This window comes from Acinetobacter sp. C13 (genome assembly GCF_016809775.1).
Lineage (GTDB): Bacteria > Pseudomonadota > Gammaproteobacteria > Pseudomonadales > Moraxellaceae > Acinetobacter > Acinetobacter pittii.
In genome coordinates, this window is record NZ_JAFBJL010000006.1 from 36,491 (window position 1) to 59,259 (window position 22,769).

Here is a 22,769-nt window from a genome sequence, read left to right on the forward strand (position 1 = left end):
GTGATGGAGTCTCTAAAATATGATGCATTTACATGTACATCCTGAAAATCCACAGCAACGCCTCATTGCCCAAGCGGTTGAACGTATCCGAGCAGGAGATGTTGTGGTCTACCCTACCGATGCTGCCTATGCGATTGGGTGTCAAATCGGTAATAAAAATGCCATGGAACGTATTGCACAGATTCGTGGCTTAGGGCCTAAACATCAATATGCCATTATGTGCTGTGACTTATCTGATATTGCAACTTATGCAAAAGTTGATAATGCGACATATCGTTTATTGAAAGCGAATACACCAGCTATTACTACATTCATTTTACCTGCAACAAGTGAAGTTCCTCGTAGATTGATGCACCCTAAAAAGAAAACGATTGGTTTACGTATTCCAAGCAACCCGATTTGTCAGGCTTTATTACAAGAACTTGGTGAGCCGCTACTCACCAGTACATTAATTTTACCGGGTCAAGAAGACCCTCTAGATGACCCTTACGATATTGAAAATCAGTTAGATAAACGAATTGATGTATTTATTGACGGAGGTTTTGGTACCTTGACCAGTACAAGTATCGTTGATTTATCGGGCGAACATCCTGAAATTATCCGCCGTGGTGTTGGCGATGTAAGTGCTTTTGAATAAGCACTTACTTTTTTACCAATAGTTTAAAAAAAAGTATTATCACTCAAAAAAATACTCTTTATTTATTTTGGATTTTTTTTACACTTTAGTCGTTAAGTAATTTATTAAAAGACACAATTCATTTAGAATGATTTTCACTATCTGCTGTTCTTCTACTTACAGCTGTCTAGGACTTGAATAACAAGTCTCATGCTTTTGAAAATTCGCGTGGCTTATAATCGTAATGAATCAATCACTTCATCAATCCATGGAAGACGCTCCACACATCCGTGTTTTAGATGAGTGGCATGACAAAATTCCAGAAGATCTCTATATACCTCCAGCTGCATTTGAGATTTTGCTCGAGCGGTTTGAAGGTCCATTAGATTTTTTAATTTATCTGATTCAGAAAAACGGTTTCGATTTAATTCAACTCGATATTGCTCCTATAGCGACTCAATATTTGGCCTATATGGATAGCATGAAATCTTTAAATATCGAGTTGACAGCAGATTATATGGTGATGGCTGCTTTATTGGCTGACTTGAAGTCTCGCCTACTTCTACCAAAACCTACAATTATAAGTATTGAAAAAGATCCTAAGCAGGAGCTTATTGATCGTCTTGAAAGCTATCTACGCATTAAGCAAGCAGCTGAGCGTTTAGGTCAAATGCCAATTCTTGAGCGCGATACATTTAGTGCCAATGTAAGCTTAGGGCATATCTCTCCTGTTTATGAAGGTTACGATATCTCAGCGCTACATGATGCGTTGTTCTGTGTATTTAATCGCCCTGAACCTATTACCCATGTTGTCGCTCAAGAACCTGTTTTGCTCGAAGAACGTATTGCATATATTGAAGAGAAATTAGAGTCTGGTGATGTGTTAAGTTTTAAAGAATTACTCAATCCCCAGCAAGGTCGTATGGGAATGGTTGTTACTTTTATGGCAGTTTTAGAATTGACTCGCCAACAGAAAATTAAAATTATTGCCACTGGTATTGAAGCCCCGTTAGCAATTCAAGGATCTTCAATATGAGTAGTTTTGAACAAAATAATAGTGATTTGTCATTAGCTGACATACATCATGAAGTCTTATTACAACTTGAAGCAATTATCTTTGCCAGTGAAGCGCCTGTTTCAATTGCCCGCTTAAAAGAAGCATTTAACAATCAATATAATAAACAACAGCTTCGTCAGCTCTTGCAACAGCTCGCGCTATTACAACATGGTCGATCTATTGAGCTGATTGAAACAGCACAAGGGTTTCGCTTTCAGGTAAGATCTAAATATCGTAGTATTATTGCGCAAATTTGGCCAGAGCGACCAACAAAACTGTCGCCTTCATTACTAGAAACCCTGGCTGTCATTGCTTATCATCAACCGGTTACCCGAGCTGATATTGAACAAATTCGTGGTGTATCTAATAATAGTCAGATTCTTAGAACACTATTTGACTGGAACTGGATTAAAGAAGCCGGTTTTAGAGATTTACCCGGAAGACCTGCGTTGCTAATTACAACGCCTCAGTTTCTGAATGCTTTTGGTCTAGCCTCTCTAGGCCAATTGCCTCCCCTACAGAACGCCAAGGAAGCCTTTATGGCTCTCGATGCAAATGCACCGAAATCATAAAGAGGTGGACTGTTGATCATTATGTCTAAGGTTGTGCTGTCATGAGTGAAAAATTGCAAAAAGTATTAGCGCGAATCGGATTAGGTTCCCGCCGATATATGGAAGAGGTTATTGCCGCAGGACGCGTGAGTGTAAACGGTCGTGTTGCCCAAGTGGGTGAGCGCATTGAACCAGGCGATGAATTACGCATTGATGGCCGTAAAGTTCAGTTTCAGATTGAAGACGAAATTCGTCGTCGCGTACTGATTTATTATAAACCTGAGGGTGAAATCTGTTCACGTAATGATCCTGAAAAACGCCCAACCGTATTTGATCATTTACCACAAATTGCCAATGACCGCTGGGTAATGGTAGGTCGTCTGGATATTAACAGTACTGGTTTATTACTATTCACAAATGATGGTGAACTTGCTAACCGCTTAATGCACCCATCTAATGAAATCGAACGTGAATATGCTGTTCGAGTAATGGGTGAAGTAACGCCAAAACTACGCCAAAACATGGTCAACGGAGTAGAGCTCGAAGATGGCCCTGCCAAATTCGAATCATTCTCTGAAATTGGTGGTGAAGGTATTAACCGCTGGTACCAAGTTGTAGTAAAAGAAGGTCGTAACCGCGAAGTACGTCGTATTTTTGAATCGCAAGATCTTAAAGTAAGCCGTTTATTACGTACACGCTACGGCACAGTTATTTTACCGCGCGAATTACGTACTGGTCGTTGGATGGAACTCGACAAAACTGACATCGACAACTTAGCCAAATCGGTTGAGTTAAAACCACGTCAAGGTACAGGTTTATTTGGTATGGCAAAACGCCGTACTGATCGTATGACTGAAAAACCAATGGCAGCACGTCGTGGCGGATACTTACGTCAACAACGTCGTGATGATGAAAAAGAAGCTCCTGTTAACACAGGGAACCAACGTAAATCGACTGGTTTTAACCGCGGTTCGAAGAAATTCTAAGCTATTAAAAAGATGTAAAAACCGCTCAAATTTGAGCGGTTTTTTTATAGCCGTTTAACTTAATTCATTTTTGCCAGTTCAATCCATTCAGCTTCGGGAAAATGAATAGCTAAGTAATCTTTCAAATAATTTGAAGTATCTTGAGAAATTAATGGATCTTTTGATTCATCTTTTAGGTTATAAACCAAGGCATGCAACTTCAACCCACGAGACTTAAGCGCTTCAAGACTAAGCAAAGTATGGTTAATACTTCCTAAACGACCAGATGTTACTAAAATAACGGGAAACTGATGCTGAGCAACATAATCAATGGTCAGCAGACTGGTGGTTAATGGCACCATTAAGCCTCCAGCACCTTCCAACAATACGATTTCAAAACGCTCCGCCAATGTTTGGATCGCATCTTCAATTTTTTGAAAATCAATTTCTCGGTTATCAAGACGTGTTGCAAGATGAGGTGAAGCAGGATAACTGAAGATTTCAGGCATGGTTAGCTTGTCATGATCTTCTTGAAACCAGCCCTGTCCCATAATTTCACGATGCTTTTCAATATCCTCAGAAACATCAGCGTTACCTGTTTGAATGAGTTTTTGGGTAATCACTTTTTTACCCTGCTCAGTCCATAATTTTGCTAAGAAACCTGTCGCGTAGGTTTTACCAATTTCGGTATCAATCCCACTCACAAAATAGATCTGACCACTCATTTACTTCACTCTCCGGGCAATACAATAAATCGGATGATATGTTAGGGAATATCCCTCGACACACTTAAACCGATCATAATCTTGATAAAACTGTTGTAAAGTTTGCTTAGTCCAACGATGCTGAGCCGTTGCGGTTACACCTGTTGCTTTTAAATGTTGCAACACAGCTTTAGGTGAATCGAAATAGAGTTGAGTTTCTGATTCTGACAAATGCAAAATCTCAAAATCAGCCTGAGTTAAGGCACTACTCCAATTTTCAACTGACCAGTAACTTAAACCCTGTCCTGTTAATTCTTTAATCTCTAATAAGTTTTTATAGCCAAATGTTGAAAAGCATAACCAACCTCGCTCAGTTAAAGCCTCATTACAACGTTCGAGCAAATGCGGTAAATCTTGCATCCACTGTAAAGCTGAACCTGAAACAATCATATCCAGCTGCTGAGGGAAATCTAAAGTTTCAATATCCCCAATCAACCATTTTAAATTTTCTTGATGACTAAAGTGCTGCTGCACATCTGCATATAGATCATTCAAAATTAACTCTTCAAACTGAAAAGATGTAGCAAGAAGACGAGTTAAATTGCCAGAACCACAACCAATTTCAAAGACACACGACATCGTAGTCGGGCAGAACTGCTGAACTAAACCTGTTAAATTTTGGCAAATCTGTTTTTGAACAATTGCATGCTCTGAATAGCTTTGCCCTGCTTTGGCAAAACGCTGGGCAACTAAGTTTTTATTCAAACTCACAGAAAACTCACCAATTCTTCAAGCTCATGTTGCTGCACCATTGACGTTAAAGAAATACGCAAACGCGAACTGTTTTTAGGTACTGTTGGTGGACGCACAGGCATGGCATAAAAACCACTTGCCTGAACCTGCATCGCTTTATTGATAGCAGCCTGACTTTCTCCAACAATGACTGGAATAATATGGCTGGTGGATGGGCTATCGTAGCCCTTCTGTACAACAGCTTGTTGAAGATATTGGCTAATATTTTTTAAGTGTTCACGTTGAGATTGAGCGAGTAATACTTTCTGAAAAATAAAGTTTGCCCATGCCATAACAATCGGAGGCTGTGCAGTACTAAAAATAAGTGGGCGCATTTTATTAATGAGATAATCTTTAATAATTGGATCGCAAATAATGTAACCACCGACCGCCGCTAATGCTTTACCTAATGTACCAACCAGAAAATCAATTTCCTGAATCACATTATATTGTTCAGCACATCCTAAGCCTTGCTGACCACGAACGCCAATTGAATGCGCTTCATCAACATATAACATAGTTTTAGCAAACCGTTTTTTTAGCTGAACTAAAGCGGCTAAATCCGTCTCATCACCGTCCATACTAAAAATACTTTCTGTGACCACAATGATTCGTTCAATCTTGTCATCATCATGATATTTCTGGAGGAGTTGTTCCAAGTGTTGTAAATCGTTATGTCGATAACGCACATACTGAGCGCCAGATAAACGTATACCGTCAATCATACTGGCATGAACTAACTTATCCGCCAATATTAAAGTTTTACTATCAGCAAGAGCTGGCAAAATACCAATATTCATATGGTAGCCACTATTAAATAATAGTGCCGCGCGACCACCAAATGCTTGGCTTAGGCTATTTTCTAATTGTTCATATTCATCAAAATTGCCCGTTAATAGACGTGAAGATGATGAACTAAAATAGCTACGCTCGATTGGAAAGCTATCTAAAAACTCTTGACGAAGATTGATATCAGCAGCCAACCCAAGATAGTCATTTGAAGCTAAGTTGAGCATCGTTTTATTTTGAATCGTAATAAAACGTCCGTGCTGCACATTTTGGGTAAATTGTCTAAAGTTACCTTGTTGCTTTAACTCATCTAATTCGGCAGAAAAATGATCAAGCAATGACATCTTAATTCGCTCCCTGCATCGTTTGAACAACTTCAACCAATTGTTCGAGCAAATCGCTTAACTCTTGATGCGTGATGACATACGGTGGCATCACATAAACCAATTTTCCAAAAGGACGGATCCAGATTCCGCGGTCTACAAATTGTTGCTGTAAAGTTTTCATATCAACATTAAAGGTGAGTTCTACTACACCAATTGCACCCAGCACTCGCACATCGGCAACATAATCAAGCTGACTTAAAGGCGTTAAATATTGGCTAAGCTGTTGTTCAATTCGCTCAATATTAGCCTGCCAATCTTGCTCAATTAATAATTGGGTACTTTTTAAAGCGACCGCGCAAGCAAGTGGATTGGCCATAAAAGTTGGGCCGTGCATAAATACCCCAGCCTCACCGCGACTAATGGTTTCTGCTACATACTTTGTCGTTAAAGTAGCAGATAACGTCATGTAGCCGCCCGTTAGCCCTTTACCTAGGCACATAATATCTGGCTCAACTTGTGCATGTTCCCAAGCAAAAAGCTTACCTGTACGACCAAAACCAGTGGCAATTTCATCAAAAATTAATAACAGATTATATTGTTCACAAAGTGCTTTCGCCTGACGTAAATATTCAGGATGATAAAAACGCATCCCCCCTGCACCTTGTACAATCGGCTCAATAATCAGTGCAGCAAGGTTTTCATGATTTTGCTGAATAGCTTCTTCTAGCTCGGCAATATCTTCTTGGTTCCACTCTTCATGAAATTTGGTTTGCGGTGCTGCTACAAAAAGACGGTTCGGTAAACTTGTACCAAAAATTTGATGCATGCCTGTCACTGGATCACAGACCGACATCGCATTCCATGTATCACCGTGATAACCAGAACGTGTAGTAATAAAATTTGTTTTTTGTGGTTGGCCTTGTGCTGTCCAGAATTGCACAGCCATTTTCAAAGCAACTTCAACGGCAACCGAACCTGAATCTGCATAGAAAATTTTATCGAGACTTGGCGGCGTAATTTTTAAAAGAATTTTTCCAAGTTCAATTGCAGGATCATGAGTTAAACCACCAAACATGATATGCGACATGTTCTGTAATTGATCTGTCACTGCCTGATTGAGTTCAGGGTGGTTATAGCCGTGAATTGCACACCACCATGACGACATCCCATCAATTAAAGTCTTCCCATCATCTAGTTCAATCGTTGCCCCATAGGCACGTTTAACTTTAAACGTTGGTAAAGGTTGGGTCATTGAGGTATATGGATGCCAAATATGTTCCAAATCAAAATTATCGGTCATCCTCTATACCCTTTTACAGCAATTAAATCTTTCATTTAGCACATGTTAAACCTGTTAAGAATGAAAGAAAATTGCGAGATCAACCAAAGCTTATTAACTTTGCTGATGAATTGTTAAAAATTGGCAGATTTCTTCAATTGTTCGATCTACTTCTAGGTATGGAAAAGCATGAGTAGCGCCTTCTAATACTTTATAACTCATGTTTTCTGTCGCGATATCCTTGAAATTTTCACTAATTTTGCAAGGAATGACATTATCTTGCTCGGCAAACACATGAAGCTGCGGACCTAGATAGTTTTTTAAGTTATTTACCAAATTTAGTTGCTCAAGCATTTGCAAACCTTCTGATAGCAATTCACTTGAAGGCGGATTTGCTATGTTTTGCATGCTTATCCAATCTTGTTTAGCCTGAGATGAACCGAGTGTAATTAAATAATAAAAACGCTTTAAAGTGGCTTGCGGGTTTTGTAAAAAAGAAGTCTTAAATTGACTAAACACATCAGCAGGCATAGCAGTCTGCCAATTATCGTTGGTAACAAAACAAGGATTTGAAGCGAGCGTAATTAAAGTTTTAGTTTGCCCTGTTTGTTCATAAAAATTATTAACCAGTTGAGTTGCTAACTGTCCACCTAAAGACCAACCTATTAATACATCAACCTCAGTAACTAAATCAAGCTGGGCACAATAGTTAGCATCTAAAATATTAAAAATATTAATAAGTTGTGTTTGATAGCCAGCTTTTTCCAATTGCAATTTAAGGGACTGCAAAGGCTCCACTCCTACTCCCCAACCTGTAATTAATAAAATTTTATTTTGTAACTTCATATGCCTGTCCAAAGCCAACTTTATAAGGATTATATAATAATATCGAGTTAAAATATCTTTTAAAATCAATATAAAGAGTAAATTTTAGAGCATGAAATTAAGCATTTATAATGAGTTAATATTCTGAAATATATTGATAAGTAAGACCCGCATTATTCATAGTAAATATACAAAAATTTAATTATCTAAACATTGAAGCCAATCAAAAAACAACATACTCCACACTTCGCCTATAAATCCATTATGCAATGTAATTAATGTTAATACTTATGTTTTTTTATTAAAAAAAATGACTCACCAATTCATTTTAATGCTAGAAGATTAATTATTGATCAAAAAGTATTAGGAAGGCTAATATGAACAGTCAAAACACAATATCTGATGGGAGAGAAAAAAATACATCTTTTGTTACACCCAACGATATTATAAATAACTTATCTTTAGATAAAAATTACTGCTTATTTTTGGATATTGATGGTACATTAGCACCCTTTCAAATTAATCCTGAGCATAGTTTTATTCCACAAACTACCTTAGACGTTATAAAAAAAATTACTAAATTAAATATACCTGTTATTGCTGTAACAGGTCGTGATGTAGATACAGCAAGCAAACTACTACATCCTATTGAAGTTCCAATTGCTGGTTTACATGGTTTAGATATTTATTTTGATTCAGGAAACTATATTCGACCAGATTTAAGCAGTATTAATTTCAAAAATTTAAAACAAGATATTACCAAAAATTGTGATAAATATCCTGAATTATTAATTGAGGATAAAGGATATTCTATTGCCTTACATTATCGTAAAAATCCTAATTTAGAAAATAATGCCATTAATATTATGCAAAGAATTAATTTAAATTATCCTCAATTAAAAATAAATAGAGGGAAATTTGTTGTTGAATTAATTCCAAACCAAGCTGATAAAGGTAGAGCAATTGAAACTATATTAAATCATCTTGATTTACCTGCTGTGCTACCTATTTTTATAGGTGATGATTTAACAGATGAATCTGGTTTCACTTACATTAATCAGCAATCTGGCCTTAGTATTAAAGTAGGTCCGGGTGAAACACAAGCAAAATATAGATTAAAAGATATTGATAATGTCGCGGATTTTCTTCTTTTATTTCAAAACAGAATAAAAAGCTTATATGTCAAAAATAGCCAAAATCAGAATGGAGAAAAACTATGTCTAAATTAATCGTATTATCGAACAGAATAAGTATGCCATCGGGTAAAGCTTCAGCAGGTGGTCTTGCTGTAGCTGTACAAGATGCACTAAATGATAGTAACGGCATCTGGTTAGGCTGGAATGGGCAGCAAATTACCGATAGCGAAGCGCCAGAATTTGCGCAGGCTTATTCTCAAGGAATTGATTACATTACCTGCCCTCTCACTCATCAGCAATATGCCCAATATTATTGTGGTTTCGCTAACAAAGTTTTGTGGCCAGCAATGCATCATAGAGATGATCTGATTGAATATGATGCAGAAGAATATAATACCTATCAAAAGGTTAATCGCTTATTTGCTCAAAAGCTAAAAGAGCTTGCTCAGCCTGAAGATCTTATTTGGGTGCACGATTACCACTTTTTTAGTGTTGCTCGTTATTGCCGTGAATTAGGCATGCAAAACAAAATTGGTTTCTTCTTACATATTCCTTTTGCCAGTCTGAATATCTGGCACAAAATTCCGGTAGCCCGTCAGTTAATTCAAGACTTGAGCCAATATGATGTTATTGGCTTACAAACTCAGATTGACCAAAATGCATGCATGCAAACTTGTCTGAGTTTACTCGAAGCTCAAAAAATTCAAAGCAACAGTATTAGCTACAAAAAACGTCAAATATTAATTAAATCATACCCAATTGGTGTTCAACCTGAACTTATACAAAAACAAGCCCAACAAGATTTGGCGTCCTCTTCGGTGTTTAATTTTGAAGAAATACCACGTCAAAAAACAATTATTGGAGTTGATCGTATTGATTATTCAAAAGGTTTACTTGAAAGATTTAATGCATTTGCAACCTTTTTGGAAACCAGCCCTGAATATCATGGCCTAGTTCGACATCTTCAAGTGGCAATTCCTTCTCGTACCGATATTCCAGCTTATCAACGCTTATACCAACGTTTTAAAACCAAGCTGGAGTTAATTAACGAAGAGTTTGCGCATGAGGACTGGAGACCTGTAGATTGCTGCTATGACACGGTACAACACCATAATCTTATGCACATTTACCGTCATTCAGATATTTGCTGGATCAGTTCACTACGTGATGGTATGAATCTAGTGGCTAAAGAGTATATTGCGGCACAAGACCCAGAAAATCCGGGCGTACTCATTTTATCTAAATATGCTGGTGCTGCTGAGCAAATGTCTCAAGCCTTGATTGTTGACCCGCAAGATAGAGCGGCAATGATGGATGCTTTAAAAATGGCTTTAGAAATGTCTAAAGCTGAGCGTATTAATCGTTATCAACAATTGATAGAGGGATTAACATCATCTGATCTTACCTATTGGCGAAATAATTTCTTGGATGATTTAGAAAAGACACCAACTTTACTAATGAAGCCTCAGCGATTATTACAAGATAATTATCAATCTATTTATCAGGTTTTATAAATCTAAATAAAAGAACATCGAGAAATTTAATTTCTCGATGTTCGCTATTTGGTGATTATTATTTATAAATTAATTTGTCTTTACTAATGTAAAGCGGTTAAGTAAAGCAATAATAAATAGTAATACAGCGACGCCTGTTAAAACCGTACTTAAACCAGTCCATTCCCCAATTAAACCGATTAAAGCTGGTCCACTTAATGAACCTGTATAGGCAATTGTTGATACTAAAGAAAGTGCTGCTGCTTTAGGCATATTGTTTTGTCGACCAACACGAGAAAACATCACTGGTACAATATTAGAACAACCTAATCCTAATAGTGCATAACCTAATACAACCACTTGCCACACTGGTGCCGTTACAATAACAGCCATACCAATAGCAGCTCCAATTGCACTATAAGTCACAATATTTTTTTCACCCCATTGCTTAAGCAAGATATGACCTGCAAAACGACCAGTCGTCATGCTAAGCGCAAAGAAAGTGTAAGCTAAACCAGCAAAAGCAGGATTAAGCTGATATTTACTTGTTAAATAAATACCACCCCAGTCCATTGCTGCACCTTCTGATAAAAAGGCGATAAAACACATCATGCCAATAAGCAGAATAATGCCATCAGGACGATAAAGTTTTTTGGGCGCTTGAGTGGTATCTTCATGTGGCTTTTCATCCTGTTCAAAAGACGTTAAACAAGAAGGAATAGCAACGCCACCAATAACAAGTAAAATCATAACAACTGATAAAGTGCTCATTAGAGGAGAAAGGCCCACGGCTAATAGTGCTGTCACAAGCATAGCGCCTGTTAAGCCACCAAGACTGCACATTCCATGGAAGCTCGACATGAGAGCTCGCACACTATGTTTTTCAACAACTACTGCTTGTAAGTTGATAGCTACTCCAAGACATCCTGCTGCCGATCCAAAGATAAACAATGCTACAGCCATGGTCACAATGCTGCTCCATATTGTAAGGCTAGGCAATAAGACCATTAACAACATCAATGCCAAAGCAATTAACGGACGACATCCCCAGCGCTTTACTAAAGCACCAGTCGCAGGCATAGCAATCATTGACCCGATACCCATACACAGCAAAAGTAAACCAAAATCGGCATGATTTAGATTTAAACGGTGCTGTGCAAAAGGAATAAGAGGTGCCCAAGCTGCAGTCGCAAAACCTAAGCTAAAAAAGCTTAGTCGTGTTGCAAGACGCTGTGTGCTTAGGAGAGTAGCTGTATCTAAAACAGCAGGTTTGGTAAATAACATATTTCGCGAACTCACCATAAAATCATTGGCGATCCATACCAACCGATTTTCCATAGAAAAACCCTTGCCTCATTAAATTTCTAGGCAAGGGTTTTATTGGCGAAATTATAAACAATTTCATAAAAAAAACAGGGGGTGTGATACAATTTTTCTGACTTTTTTGTAACTGCCAAAGCCTTATATAGTAAGGCTTTGAATATGTTCAATTTGACAAAATTTACATCCAAGTTAAGACTTCATTTTATTAAAATGAGCCAATAAAAAACCCAGTCTTAGCTGGGTCTTTTTATTAAATTTGAGATTGAATATAGTTTTGTAAGCCAATCAACTCAATTAAACGTAATTGCTTTTCTAACCAGTATGTATGGTCTTCTTCTGTATCTGATAATTGTTGACGCAACATATCACGGCTAATGTAATCGCCCTTCTCTTCACAAAGCTTGATACCTGTCGCTAACTTTTCGCGAACATGATATTCAAGCGCCAAATCAGCTTTTAAACAAGATACAACGTCTGTACCAACATTGATATCTTCACGATGCATGTTTGGTTTAGCACCTAAGAACAATACACGGCGAATGATCGCATCAGCATGAGAAGCTTCTTCTTGCATCTCATGATCAATACGCTCATAAATTTTATTTAAACCCCAATCTTCATACATACGAGAATGGATTAAATATTGATCACGGGCAGCCAATTCTCCGCCAATGAGCATATTTAAATAGTCTATGACTTCTGGATTGCCACGCATAATAAATCTCCTATCGTATGAAGACTATTATGGGCAATCTTAAAAGTGATTGCAAAACAAAAAATAGTTAAGTTTATGATTTTTATCAAATTAAAATGAGAAACATACGCATTTACAGTTTAAGTTATTTAAATTTCCTCTGCAAAAAGAAACGCTTGTCCAATTTATAAGTTCAGACAAGCGTTAAAATATGGCTCAAACCATCAATTTATAAATTTGTAACTAAAATCAATGGTTCTTATTTCGGTAGATCTATTCGCTTAAAGTCTGCCCGTAGCTTGCCATGAGTGATAAGAAATCAGTCTCATTCATAACAGCAATACCTAGTTTTGCTGCTTTTTCTAATTTCGAACCAGCCTTCTCGCCCGCAACAACACATTTGGTTTTACTCGATACACTACCACTTACACGCGCACCTAATGCTTGTAGCATTTGAGTAGCCTGATCACGCGTCATTTGCTCTAATGTGCCCGTTAACACCCAGCTTTCGCCATTTAATGGCTGTCGTGTTGGTGCAGTCGGTGCATCCCAATGAATTCCTGCGACAATTAAGCGATCAAGCACTTCAATGTTGTGCGGTGCCAAGAAAAAGTCAGCAATCCACTCGGCAGTAATATCACCAACATCTGGTGTTTTCTTTAAAGCTTCAACATCAGCAGCTTTAAGCGCTTCCAAAGTTTGGAAAGTATTGGCTAACATTCTAGCTGTTGTTTCACCTACCCCACGAATTCCTAAAGCATAAATAAAACGCGCAAGCGTTGTCTTCTTACTGGCTTCAATGGCATCAATCAGATTTTGTACCGATTTCTCGCCCATTTTTTCAATCCCGAGTAAAGTTTCTCGGTGTTCGTGCAAATGGTAAATATCAGCAACATCTTTGAGCAAATCGAGATGTAATAAAGACTCTACCCAACGATCGCCTAGACCTTCAATATCCAGAGCTTTACGTGATACGAAGTGACGAATCGCTTCAATACGCTGTGCAGCACAGTACAGTCCACCAGAACAACGTGCTAAAGCTTCCCCTTCAGGCATTACCACTGGTGAGGCACAAACAGGACAGTTATCAGGTAAATGTACAACTTCGGCATCAACAGGACGGAATTCTGGCCAAACTTTTTCTACTTTAGGAATAACATCGCCTGTACGATAAACACTCACCGTGTCACCAACACGTACATCTAGGCGATGGATCTCACCAATGTTGTGTAAAGTTACATTGGAAACCGTAACTCCCCCTACAAATACAGGGTTTAAACGCGCTACTGGAGTCAAAGTACCTGTACGCCCTACTTGCCAATCAATCTGATCAACCGTAGTTAATGCAGCTTGTGCAGGGAATTTATAAGCAGTTGCCCAGCGTGGTTCACGACTTAAAAAACCAAGTTGTTGTTGTTGCTTTAAGTCATCAACCTTTACAACCATCCCGTCAATTTCAACTTGTAAATCTGAACGTTCTTGCTGAATTTGCTCATAACGTTGCTGTACTTCTTGAATTGAATTACACAGATATTGACGTTCAGCAATTTCAAATCCAAGTTTTGTGAGCCATTGCAGACTGTCATGCATGGTAGTTAAGCCATGATTAGGTTCACATTGAGCGATGCCGTAAGCATAAAATGCTAAAGGTCGAGCCGCAGCAATATTAGGATCGAGCTGTCTTAAACTACCAGCTGCGGCATTACGCGGGTTGGCAAATGTTTTATCGCCTTTGGCTTCCTGTTCAGCATTGAGTTTTTCAAAACCAGACTTTGGCATAAGTACTTCACCACGAACTTCCAGCAAACGTGGAATTTCAAAGTGATCTGAATGTAACACTTTAGGCAAATTACGAATCGTTTTAACGTTCTGGGTAATGTCCTCCCCGGTTTCTCCGTCACCACGTGTAACGCCACGTATTAACACACCATTTTCATACCAAAGAGAAATCGCAAGACCATCAAGTTTTAGTTCGACTTCGTATTGTACTTTTTGATTAGGCAAACGCTCTTCAACACGGCGTGCAAATGCGAATAAGTCTTCCTGATTAAAAACATTCCCCAAAGAAAGCATCGGAACTACATGAGTCACACTTTGAAATTTAGAGAGTGCTTGTCCACCTACTTTTGTAGTCGGTGAATCTGATTGAACAAGGTCAGGATATTGCTCTTCTAAAGCTTTTAACTGGTGAAATAAATGATCATATTCACTATCCGAGATTGTCGGCTGATCCATGACATAGTAGGCATGGTTATGCTTTGCAATCAGTTGAATAAGCTGACGCATCTGTTCGATCACGGAAGTTGTTGCCATTATGTTATTCACCATAAAAAAGGGTGGAAATTTCTCCACCCTGAGCTGCGACTAGATATGTTGCAATTATCGCAACGAATGTAAAAAATTAAAACTAGGCGGTCGCCTGTGCCGGACGATAATCAATCACATGATGACGCCAGTGCTCTTTTAACTGTGGCGTAAATTCAAGATTATTCTCATCGTAAACTTTGCCATCAATTTCACGAGCGATTAAACCTGCAATACTCGCCATCATGTCAAAACCAGTCACGGCTTTACTGTTTGGAAGCGCAAGGAAAAATGCTAACCCTTGAACTTGTTCAGTAGATAGCGTTTCAAGATCAAACCCAGCTGGTCCATTGTCTGTCATACGTAATACAGAGAACATGAGTACACTTGGCTCATCGGTATTTTCATAACGATGGAAGCAAGACATTTCACCATAGCGTAAACCATATTTTAACAGCACTTTAAGCGCTTTATCGCCAGACAATGCACGACGAGGGTTTGGATACACATTTAGCGCAATAATCTGTTCAGCCATCGCTAATGCACTTTCATCATCATAACGTTGCTGTTCATGTAAATGCACATCCAGAATATTACTCTCGCCTTCAAACTCAGCAATTTCGGCAGTTTCAATATTCGGGTTTAAACTCAACTCAGGCTCAGTTTTTTCGCTTTCAGCTTCCAGATTTTCTTTTGCTAAAGCTTCAGCTTCCGGTTTAACAGAAACTGTATCAACCAACTCAACTGAACCATCTTTATGAATGGTAGAGCTTGGTACTGTTTGTTCAGATTTAATTTCTTCTACAGAAGCGTTTTCAACAACTGCTTGAGTTTGTTCAGTTTGAATTGCTTTAGCGGGTTCTACGGTCTCAATTTCTGACTGTTTTGTTTCAGGTACTTGAGACGGCGCAGCTTCGCTTAAAGTCGGTTCTACTCGCTCTGCACTAGTCACCGCTACAGATTCAGCTTCAGTTTTCTCAAGCTGATCTCTCACGTGCCTAGGTATAACCGGTTGATTACTATCAGGGTTAATATGCAAATCACTGTCTAATGAGGGTTCAGCATGGTTTGGCTTTTTTAAAATCATTTTTAAGCCAATTAGCATAATTATAATGGCAACAACGATGCCAATAATCGTATTGATTTCCATTCTATGACTCCGAAACTAACCCGTATTCTTTTGCCTGTTCTAAATCGACAGTGACTAATTTTGATGTACCCGGTTCAGGCATGGTCACACCCAACAAATCAGTTGCCATGGTCATCGCCAGCTTATTATGTGTAATGTAAATGAATTGTACATGTTCAGAAAGTTCTTTTACCAAATTACAATATCTCTGAACATTCGCATCATCAAGTGGTGCGTCCACTTCATCTAGTACACAAAACGGTGCCGGATTTAATCTAAAAATCGCAAATACTAATGCTAACGCTGTTAAAGCCTTTTCTCCACCGGAAAGTAATGCTAGAGAACTATTTTTCTTACCCGGTGGCCTTGCCATCAGTTTAACACCAGATTGCCAATCATCTTCAAGACTTAAACTCGCCTCACCACCATTAAAAACCTTTGGAAACAGGTTTTGCAACTCCTGATTGATTTGATCAAAAGTTGTCATAAACAGCTTACGGGTTTCTTGGTCAATGCTTTTCATCGCATCTTTTAGTTGAGTTACCGTATTTTCCAAATCTTGAATCTGGTGACTCAGCTCATCAAAACGCTGAGAAACTTCTTCAAACTCTTGTGAAGCGGCAAGGTTAACCGCTCCAATTTTTTCAAACTGTTTCTGTACTTTTTCCAGTTTCTGCTGGTGCTCGGTTAAATCTATTTGTAAGCCTTTTTGGAGTTCGGCATTTAGCTCTTTAAGCTGCTCTTGATAATGCTCACGATCTGACTTGGCTGCTTGCCATGCCAATCGTTTCTGTTCAAGTTGTTCTCTAAGCTGCTCATCTTTTTGTTGATATTGATGACGCTGATCGGTCAAAGTCTGCTGTTTTTCCTGCACACTATTGAGTTCAAGCTGCCATTCATTCCAGTTCTTTTGCAACTTTTCAGTTTGAGCAAATTGTTGCTGAAACTCTGACTCAAGATTTGGTAGCTCTAATTGAATAGGGTCAACAAACTTTTTCGCTTGCTCCATTTGAGCTGCAATTTGTTGATATTGGCTTTGCAAGAATGAGATATCTTTTTCAAGCAACTCAATCTGTTGAGTTGTCTGCGTGCTATTACGGCGTAAAATTTCACGTTCTTGTTGCTGATGTTGCAGGGCTTGTTGCTGCTCGTCTAGCTGTTCTGTTAATTCTTCTACCCGAAATTGCAAAGTTTTATAGTCAGGTAAAATGGTTTCGAGCTTAATTGCTAATGCATGCAAATCAATTTCAAGATCATCTTTTTGCATTGCATCTTCTTCAAGCTGCATGTCTAACTGACCAAGTTGATCTTTTAATTGCTGTTTTTGCAATAAAAATGCTTGTGCTGCGGTTTGTTGCTTGGCAATTTGCACATCAAGCTGTTGTAAGTCTTTTTGCTTTTGTTTCACAACCTGCTGCTTGTGCTGCACACCTAACTGTAATTGCGCTAATTCATCTTTTTGCTGAACTACAATTTGATCTAGTGTTTGTAATTGAGGTTGTTGCTTTTCAAGAGCTTGTTCAATTTCATCTAGACGAATACGGTGGCTCAGCATACCTTGTGCACTTTGACTTTCGTCATCATACATAAGGGCAATCACCCAATCCTGCCCGACATGATAACCATCTAAAGTCAGAATAGACTGACCATGTTGTAATTGTTTTTGCTCATTTAAAGCTTGAGTCAAATCTTGTGCAATCGCTACATTTGAAAAGATTGATAGCTGTGGCGATGCAATCCACTCATTCAAACAAACCAAGTTTCCTTTAAATTTATTTGTTTGCTCTGAAGGTTTTAGCTGGCGAGCAACTCCTTCTTGAAAGACTTGTTCGGTCTCAAGAATATGAGCTTGTAACCATTTTGCTAAAAACTTCTCAACAATCTGCGTATGTGGTTTACCTTGCTCTGTTAACTCTAGAGCTTGCATTAAACGTAGCGTATCTTGGTTTTGCTTTGGACTTTGTTTAGCAATAAGCTGGCTTAAGTTTTTCTGCTCTGATAATAAAACTTGGATTTCTGTTTTCAGAGTTTGCTGCTGATTTTTACTTGACTGGTGTTGCTGTTGAGATTGCTCTAAATGCAGTAATTGTTGCTCAATTTCAGTTTCAAGCGACGCGATTTCGCCCAGTAATTTCTGTTGCAGTTGCTCAAGCTCGCCCTGCTCATCTTCATGAACATGCGATTGAATTTGGTTTGCTTGATGTTGCAGCGTTTCTTTTTGCTGCTCAATGCGCTGAACATTTTTACCCAACTGTTCAATTTGAGCTGACATCTGCATTTTTTGCTGCTGTTGTTTTTCAACCTGAGCTTTTACTTGCTCAAACTGTTGTTGTGCTTGTTTCTGCTGAGATTGTAAATCAGCAAAGTTTTGTTCAGCCTCCGTCGCTGTATGCTCAACTCCAGTTAAAGCTTCTGTTTGTTCTTCTAGCTGATTATTCAGTGTTTCGAGTTGCAATTCAGAAAGCTGTAAACGTTCTTTAGTTTGGAATCTTTGCTGCTCTAACTGAACGAGAGTCGTACTATTTTGCTGGTATAGACTCTGTTTTTGTTCAAGAGTCATTTTAAGTTCAGATAGTTTCTTTTCAGCTTGTTGCCATTCTTGTTGTAGCGGTGAAGATTGCTGAATAAGTCGCTGAAACAAAGCACTGGTTGCTTCTAAATCATGTTCAATCGTGCTTAATTCTGAGCGAACCAATTTAAAGGTTTCACCCAATTCATTCATTTGAACGGTATATTCTTCTTGTAGGCGTACACTTTTCTCTGCCTGAAAAGACAAAATTTCAATTTTGAGCGTACGAATCTGGCTTTCTAAAGTTTTATATTGAACCGCTGCTTCCGACTGACGCTTAAGCGTTTTAAGCTGCGATTTTAACTCTAGTGCAATATCGTCTAAGCGTGAAAGGTTTTGCTCTGTATGTTCAAGATGCTGCAAAGTTTCACGGCGACGAGCCTGATAACGAGAAACGCCCGCGGCTTCCTCAATGAACACACGCATTTCTTCAGGCTTGGCATCAACCAAGCGGTTAATCATGCCTTGCTCAATGACCGCATATGAGCGTGGTCCTAAGCCTGTTCCCAAGAAAATATCTGTAATATCACGGCGGCGACAACGTGTACCATTTAAGAAATATTCTGACTTACCCTCACGGGTCACCTGACGGCGAACAGCTAACTCATTATAAGCATTATACGATCCGCCCAACTTTCCATAAGTATTATCAAAACGTAGCTCAACACTGGCCACACCAACGGGCTTACGTTTGGAAGTCCCCGTAAAAATAACATCTTGCATGCTACCACCACGGAGCTGACGAGCGTTTGACTCACCCATCACCCAGCGGATCGCATCAATTACATTGGATTTGCCACAACCATTTGGACCAACCACTGCTGTGCGGTTCGCCTTAAAATTTAAGGTTGTACTATCTGCAAAAGATTTAAAGCCGGAAAGTTTTAAACTGCTTAAACGCATAATGCCCTAACTAGCGGCGTGAGCGTCTTGCCCAAGCCAATTCAATCTGTTTCATTCGTGTCAGCGATTCCAACACAAGGTTACGTAAGTGTCGACAAAAATCTTCCATAAATAAAGCGGCTTGTTGTGATTTTCGGATTAAAATTGCATCAGTCACGAGTTTAAATAATGCAAATGCTTCTTGTAGTTCCCGCTTAGAGGTATTTAAGGTCAAAAAATAACTACGACGTAATGAAGGTAATAACTCTTTATAAAATTTCATTAGATAAGGATTCCCCACCATATCTTGCTGTTCAGCTAAATATTGGAAGACTCCATCATAAAATTTTTCGATATCACCTGCTTTGACATGCTCAAGAAGTTGCTCTAATAGCAACTGTAATTGATCTGCTTCATGCGCACGCCATGTTTCGCTCATGCGTTGTACAATATGCCCCAATAACATCATATTTGTATCAAACAACGCTTTAACTTGTTGTGCAGACATTTCAGAAACAATTGCCCCACGGCGTGGAAAAATCTCAATTAAATGAGTACGCTCTAATAATAACAATGCTTCACGAACTGATCCTCGGCTAACGTCAAGTTCTTTGGCAATACGTAGTTCTTGAATACGTTCGCCTTCTACTAGCTCGCCACTAATGATCTGTTCGCTAATATATTTGACAATTTGCTCAGAAAGACTTTCTGTGTCTTCGAGATTCATAAATCACCCGCTACTTTTTATATGCATTAATCCATGCTTTTCTTTCGCATCCTTGTTTTTAACTGATCCCATCGATTAAAAACTATGTCATTGTCTGACAATTTTATTGCATTTTAAGCCAACTCATTTAAAAACAACACCAAAATCAGATGAATAAAAGCCCCAAATGTTCTTATTTTACTGAATAAAAAAAGCTCGAATTTCTAAAAACTCAAGCTCTTAAATCGTAGTTCTAGTGAGATTAATATTTTACTCTCTAGTGCATAATCCCTTTATAAATAAAGTAACTACCTACCACCACTAACAGGCAAGCAAAACATTTTTTTAACACCTGCGGCGACAACGCATGAGCAACCTTTGCTCCAAACTTCGCTGTGACAAAACTCATGACACTAATGCCAATAAACGCATAGATATGTACATAACCAATCGTGTTAGGCACTGAGATTTGTTCTTTTGCACCAAACCACATAAAGCCAATCGCTCCAGCAACCGCAATTGGTAAACCGCAAGCGGCAGAAGTCGCGACTGCTTTTTGCATGACCACGCCATGACGGTTTAAGTATGGAACGGTTAAACTTCCTCCCCCAATTCCAAAAATTGCAGAGGCAATACCAATGCCTCCACCCGCCATGAATTGCATAGGGGTTGAAGGGAGCTGACGCGTTGGATCAACAACTACATGTGCTCCTTTAAACATCCTATAGGCCATCACAACCGCAAAAATACCAATAAGAAGTTGCAAATGCTGGCCAGACATCAGGTCAGCAATACCCGCCCCTAAAAATGAACCCAACACCAGTCCAGGAGCTAAATTACGAAAGACAGGCCAAAGTACTGCACCCTTTTTATGATGAGCTGAAACAGAACTAAAAGACGTCACAATAATGGTTGCAAGCGATGTTCCGACTGCAATATGCATGATTACCGCTGGATCATAGTGTAACTGGGTAAAAACCACATAGAGGATTGGTACAATAATTAGTCCACCACCAACTCCAAACAATCCGGCAGTAAAACCAGCAATTGCACCAATGAGTAAATATATGATTAACTCCATAAATGTTTTACCACTCTGCTCATATTCAACATGGATTTAGAGACTCGCCAACTACAACAACTTTTAAGCGCAAAAAACCAGCTTCCAGAAGTGGTTTTATTAAAAGCAACCACAACTTCGACCAATGATGATATTCGTGAAATTGCCCAAAAAGGCATTACAACGGGCTTGGTTTGCAGTGCTCAACAAACTCAAGGGCGAGGTCAACATCAACGGCAATGGATTTCACCTGAAGGAAACATTTATTTAAGCACATTGGTGCAAACTCGAACACCCTTAGATGGTCGCTTAGCACTTGAAGTTGCTCTGAATATTTTGCAAATCCCCCAGTTACAAGCTCTTAATCTGCAAGTGAAATGGCCAAACGATTTATATAGTGCTCAGGGTAAATGGGGTGGAATTTTAGTCGAACCACTGTCTCAGCATCAGGCTATTGTAGGTGTAGGCATTAATTTAAAAACACCACCAGTGACTGATAGTGACCAACCGATTACGTCTCTAGAGGATTTAGGTCTAGAGCAAATGGGTCGTCTTGAGTTAATTTCAGAGCTTTATGTTGCTATTCAAAATGCTGCTCGCTGGTTTGATCATGGCTGCTACAATTTAGCGGGACGTTTTAACCATCATGCGGCATGGATTAATCAGCTAGTTCAGTTTGAACATAGTCAGGGACTGGTACATGGTCGTTTTGTTGGAATCTCCAATGAAGGTGCAGTAATTCTTGAAACTCCAGAACCACAGCAGTTTTATCAAGGTCGCCTAAGACCACAAACAACTCAGTAATCAGGTATTTTCCCCATGAAAAGTTTATGGCTTGATATCGGAAACACCCGTTTAAAATACTGGATTACTGAAAATCAGCAAATTATTGAACATGCAGCTGAGCTACATTTGCAGTCTCCTGCCGATTTATTACTTGGGTTAATCCAACACTTTAAACATCAAGGCCTGCATCGAATCGGGATTTCTTCGGTACTCGATACCGAAAATAACCAACGTATTCAGCAGATTTTAAAATGGCTTGAAATTCCAGTAGTTTTTGCGAAAGTTCATTCTGAATATGCAGGCTTACAGTGTGGTTATGAAGTTCCGAGTCAGCTCGGAATTGACCGCTGGTTACAAGTACTCGCTGTAGCTCAAGCAGATGAAAACTATTGTATTATTGGTTGTGGTACAGCGCTCACAATTGACCTAACCCAAGGTAAACAGCATTTAGGAGGTTACATCCTGCCTAATTTGTATTTGCAGCGAGATGCTCTTATTCAAAATACCAAGGGTATTAAAATTCCAGACTCAGCTTTTGATAACCTAAATCCGGGCAATAACACTGTAGATGCAGTACATCACGGTATTTTATTAGGCCTCATTAGTACCATTGAAAATATTATGCAGCAATCTCCTAAAAAGCTGCTGCTAACTGGTGGCGATGCAACACTATTTGCCAAGTTCTTACAAAAATATAAGCCTGTTGTGGAAACCGACCTTTTACTCAAAGGACTACAGCAATATATTGCTCATTATCCTAAAGACTAAAATACACAACAAAAT

The 22,769-nt window shown here is 38.8% G+C and carries 20 protein-coding genes; 8 read left to right on the forward strand and 12 right to left on the reverse strand.

Annotation, left to right across the window (positions count from 1 at the left end; genetic code table 11):
* Nucleotides 1–19 precede the first annotated feature (19 nt).
* The 4 genes from JGE69_RS15510 (at nt 20) to rluB (ending at nt 3,210) form a co-directional block, all read left to right on the forward strand.
* Nucleotides 20–637, forward strand: coding sequence for an L-threonylcarbamoyladenylate synthase (locus JGE69_RS15510; protein ID WP_002120255.1), 618 nt, complete (start codon nt 20–22; stop codon nt 635–637).
* Nucleotides 638–860: 223 nt separating this feature from the next.
* Nucleotides 861–1,652 (forward strand): segregation and condensation protein A, encoded by a 792-nt coding sequence (locus JGE69_RS15515; protein ID WP_005803227.1) that lies wholly within the window; start codon nt 861–863, stop codon nt 1,650–1,652.
* Nucleotides 1,649–2,245, forward strand: a complete 597-nt coding sequence (gene scpB / locus JGE69_RS15520; RefSeq protein ID WP_002120355.1) for an SMC-Scp complex subunit ScpB — start codon at nt 1,649–1,651, stop codon at nt 2,243–2,245. The genes JGE69_RS15515 and scpB overlap by 4 nt, the downstream gene beginning before the upstream one ends.
* A gap of 41 nt (nt 2,246–2,286) precedes the next feature.
* On the forward strand, nt 2,287–3,210 hold the full coding sequence (rluB, locus tag JGE69_RS15525; protein WP_002120431.1) for a 23S rRNA pseudouridine(2605) synthase RluB: 924 nt from the start codon (nt 2,287–2,289) through the stop codon (nt 3,208–3,210).
* A gap of 59 nt (nt 3,211–3,269) precedes the next feature.
* Here rluB and bioD read toward each other — a convergent pair whose 3' ends face one another.
* From bioD to JGE69_RS15550, 5 genes are all read right to left on the reverse strand, one after another.
* On the reverse strand, nt 3,270–3,914 hold the full coding sequence (gene bioD, locus JGE69_RS15530; RefSeq protein ID WP_005803230.1) for a dethiobiotin synthase: 645 nt from the start codon (nt 3,912–3,914) through the stop codon (nt 3,270–3,272).
* Nucleotides 3,915–4,664: a malonyl-ACP O-methyltransferase BioC gene (bioC, locus tag JGE69_RS15535; protein WP_199114082.1), complete on the reverse strand. Its 750-nt coding sequence runs from the start codon at nt 4,662–4,664 to the stop codon at nt 3,915–3,917. It abuts the gene before it with no gap.
* Nucleotides 4,661–5,818: an 8-amino-7-oxononanoate synthase gene (locus JGE69_RS15540; RefSeq protein ID WP_005803232.1), complete on the reverse strand. Its 1,158-nt coding sequence runs from the start codon at nt 5,816–5,818 to the stop codon at nt 4,661–4,663. Before JGE69_RS15540 ends, bioC begins: the two co-directional genes overlap by 4 nt.
* A 1-nt stretch (nt 5,819) precedes the next feature.
* Nucleotides 5,820–7,100 (reverse strand): adenosylmethionine--8-amino-7-oxononanoate transaminase, encoded by a 1,281-nt coding sequence (gene bioA / locus JGE69_RS15545; protein ID WP_032006740.1) that lies wholly within the window; start codon nt 7,098–7,100, stop codon nt 5,820–5,822.
* Nucleotides 7,101–7,193: 93 nt separating this feature from the next.
* Nucleotides 7,194–7,925 carry an alpha/beta fold hydrolase gene (locus JGE69_RS15550; protein ID WP_199114084.1) on the reverse strand — a complete coding sequence of 244 codons (732 nt, stop codon included), beginning with the start codon at nt 7,923–7,925 and terminating at the stop codon, nt 7,194–7,196.
* Nucleotides 7,926–8,281: 356 nt separating this feature from the next.
* On the opposite strand from JGE69_RS15550, the gene otsB reads away from it, so the two are divergent.
* Both otsB and JGE69_RS15560 read left to right on the forward strand, forming a co-directional pair.
* Entirely contained in the window at nt 8,282–9,133 is an 852-nt protein-coding gene (gene otsB, locus JGE69_RS15555) for a trehalose-phosphatase (protein WP_199114086.1), read from the forward strand.
* Complete coding sequence (locus JGE69_RS15560; RefSeq protein ID WP_199114088.1) at nt 9,121–10,554, forward strand: alpha,alpha-trehalose-phosphate synthase (UDP-forming); 1,434 nt, start codon at nt 9,121–9,123, stop codon at nt 10,552–10,554. Before otsB ends, JGE69_RS15560 begins: the two co-directional genes overlap by 13 nt.
* A 69-nt stretch (nt 10,555–10,623) precedes the next feature.
* Here JGE69_RS15560 and JGE69_RS15565 read toward each other — a convergent pair whose 3' ends face one another.
* The 7 genes from JGE69_RS15565 to JGE69_RS15595 form a co-directional block, all read right to left on the reverse strand.
* Nucleotides 10,624–11,817 (reverse strand): MFS transporter, encoded by a 1,194-nt coding sequence (locus tag JGE69_RS15565; protein ID WP_199114137.1) that lies wholly within the window; start codon nt 11,815–11,817, stop codon nt 10,624–10,626.
* Nucleotides 11,818–12,106: 289 nt separating this feature from the next.
* Nucleotides 12,107–12,571, reverse strand: coding sequence for a heteropolymeric bacterioferritin subunit Ftn (ftn, locus tag JGE69_RS15570; protein WP_001214863.1), 465 nt, complete (start codon nt 12,569–12,571; stop codon nt 12,107–12,109).
* A 252-nt stretch (nt 12,572–12,823) separates the two neighbouring features.
* A complete protein-coding gene (gene ligA / locus JGE69_RS15575; RefSeq protein ID WP_199114090.1) occupies nt 12,824–14,863 on the reverse strand; it encodes an NAD-dependent DNA ligase LigA in 2,040 nt (679 codons plus the stop codon).
* Nucleotides 14,864–14,957: 94 nt separating this feature from the next.
* On the reverse strand, nt 14,958–16,004 hold the full coding sequence (locus JGE69_RS15580; RefSeq protein WP_017399785.1) for a cell division protein ZipA C-terminal FtsZ-binding domain-containing protein: 1,047 nt from the start codon (nt 16,002–16,004) through the stop codon (nt 14,958–14,960).
* Between the two features lies 1 nt (nt 16,005).
* Nucleotides 16,006–19,455, reverse strand: a complete 3,450-nt coding sequence (smc, locus tag JGE69_RS15585) for a chromosome segregation protein SMC (protein WP_068565936.1) — start codon at nt 19,453–19,455, stop codon at nt 16,006–16,008.
* Between the two features lie 10 nt (nt 19,456–19,465).
* Nucleotides 19,466–20,161 (reverse strand): GntR family transcriptional regulator, encoded by a 696-nt coding sequence (locus tag JGE69_RS15590; RefSeq protein WP_002120391.1) that lies wholly within the window; start codon nt 20,159–20,161, stop codon nt 19,466–19,468.
* Between the two features lie 256 nt (nt 20,162–20,417).
* Nucleotides 20,418–21,221, reverse strand: coding sequence for a sulfite exporter TauE/SafE family protein (locus JGE69_RS15595; RefSeq protein ID WP_199114092.1), 804 nt, complete (start codon nt 21,219–21,221; stop codon nt 20,418–20,420).
* 30 nt (nt 21,222–21,251) lie between these two features.
* Here JGE69_RS15595 and JGE69_RS15600 point away from each other — a divergent pair, with 30 nt between their 5' ends.
* Complete coding sequence (locus JGE69_RS15600) at nt 21,252–22,004, forward strand: biotin--[acetyl-CoA-carboxylase] ligase (protein ID WP_019767930.1); 753 nt, start codon at nt 21,252–21,254, stop codon at nt 22,002–22,004.
* 15 nt (nt 22,005–22,019) lie between these two features.
* A complete protein-coding gene (locus JGE69_RS15605; RefSeq protein WP_039756295.1) occupies nt 22,020–22,754 on the forward strand; it encodes a pantothenate kinase in 735 nt (244 codons plus the stop codon).
* Nucleotides 22,755–22,769: the final 15 nt, after the last annotated feature.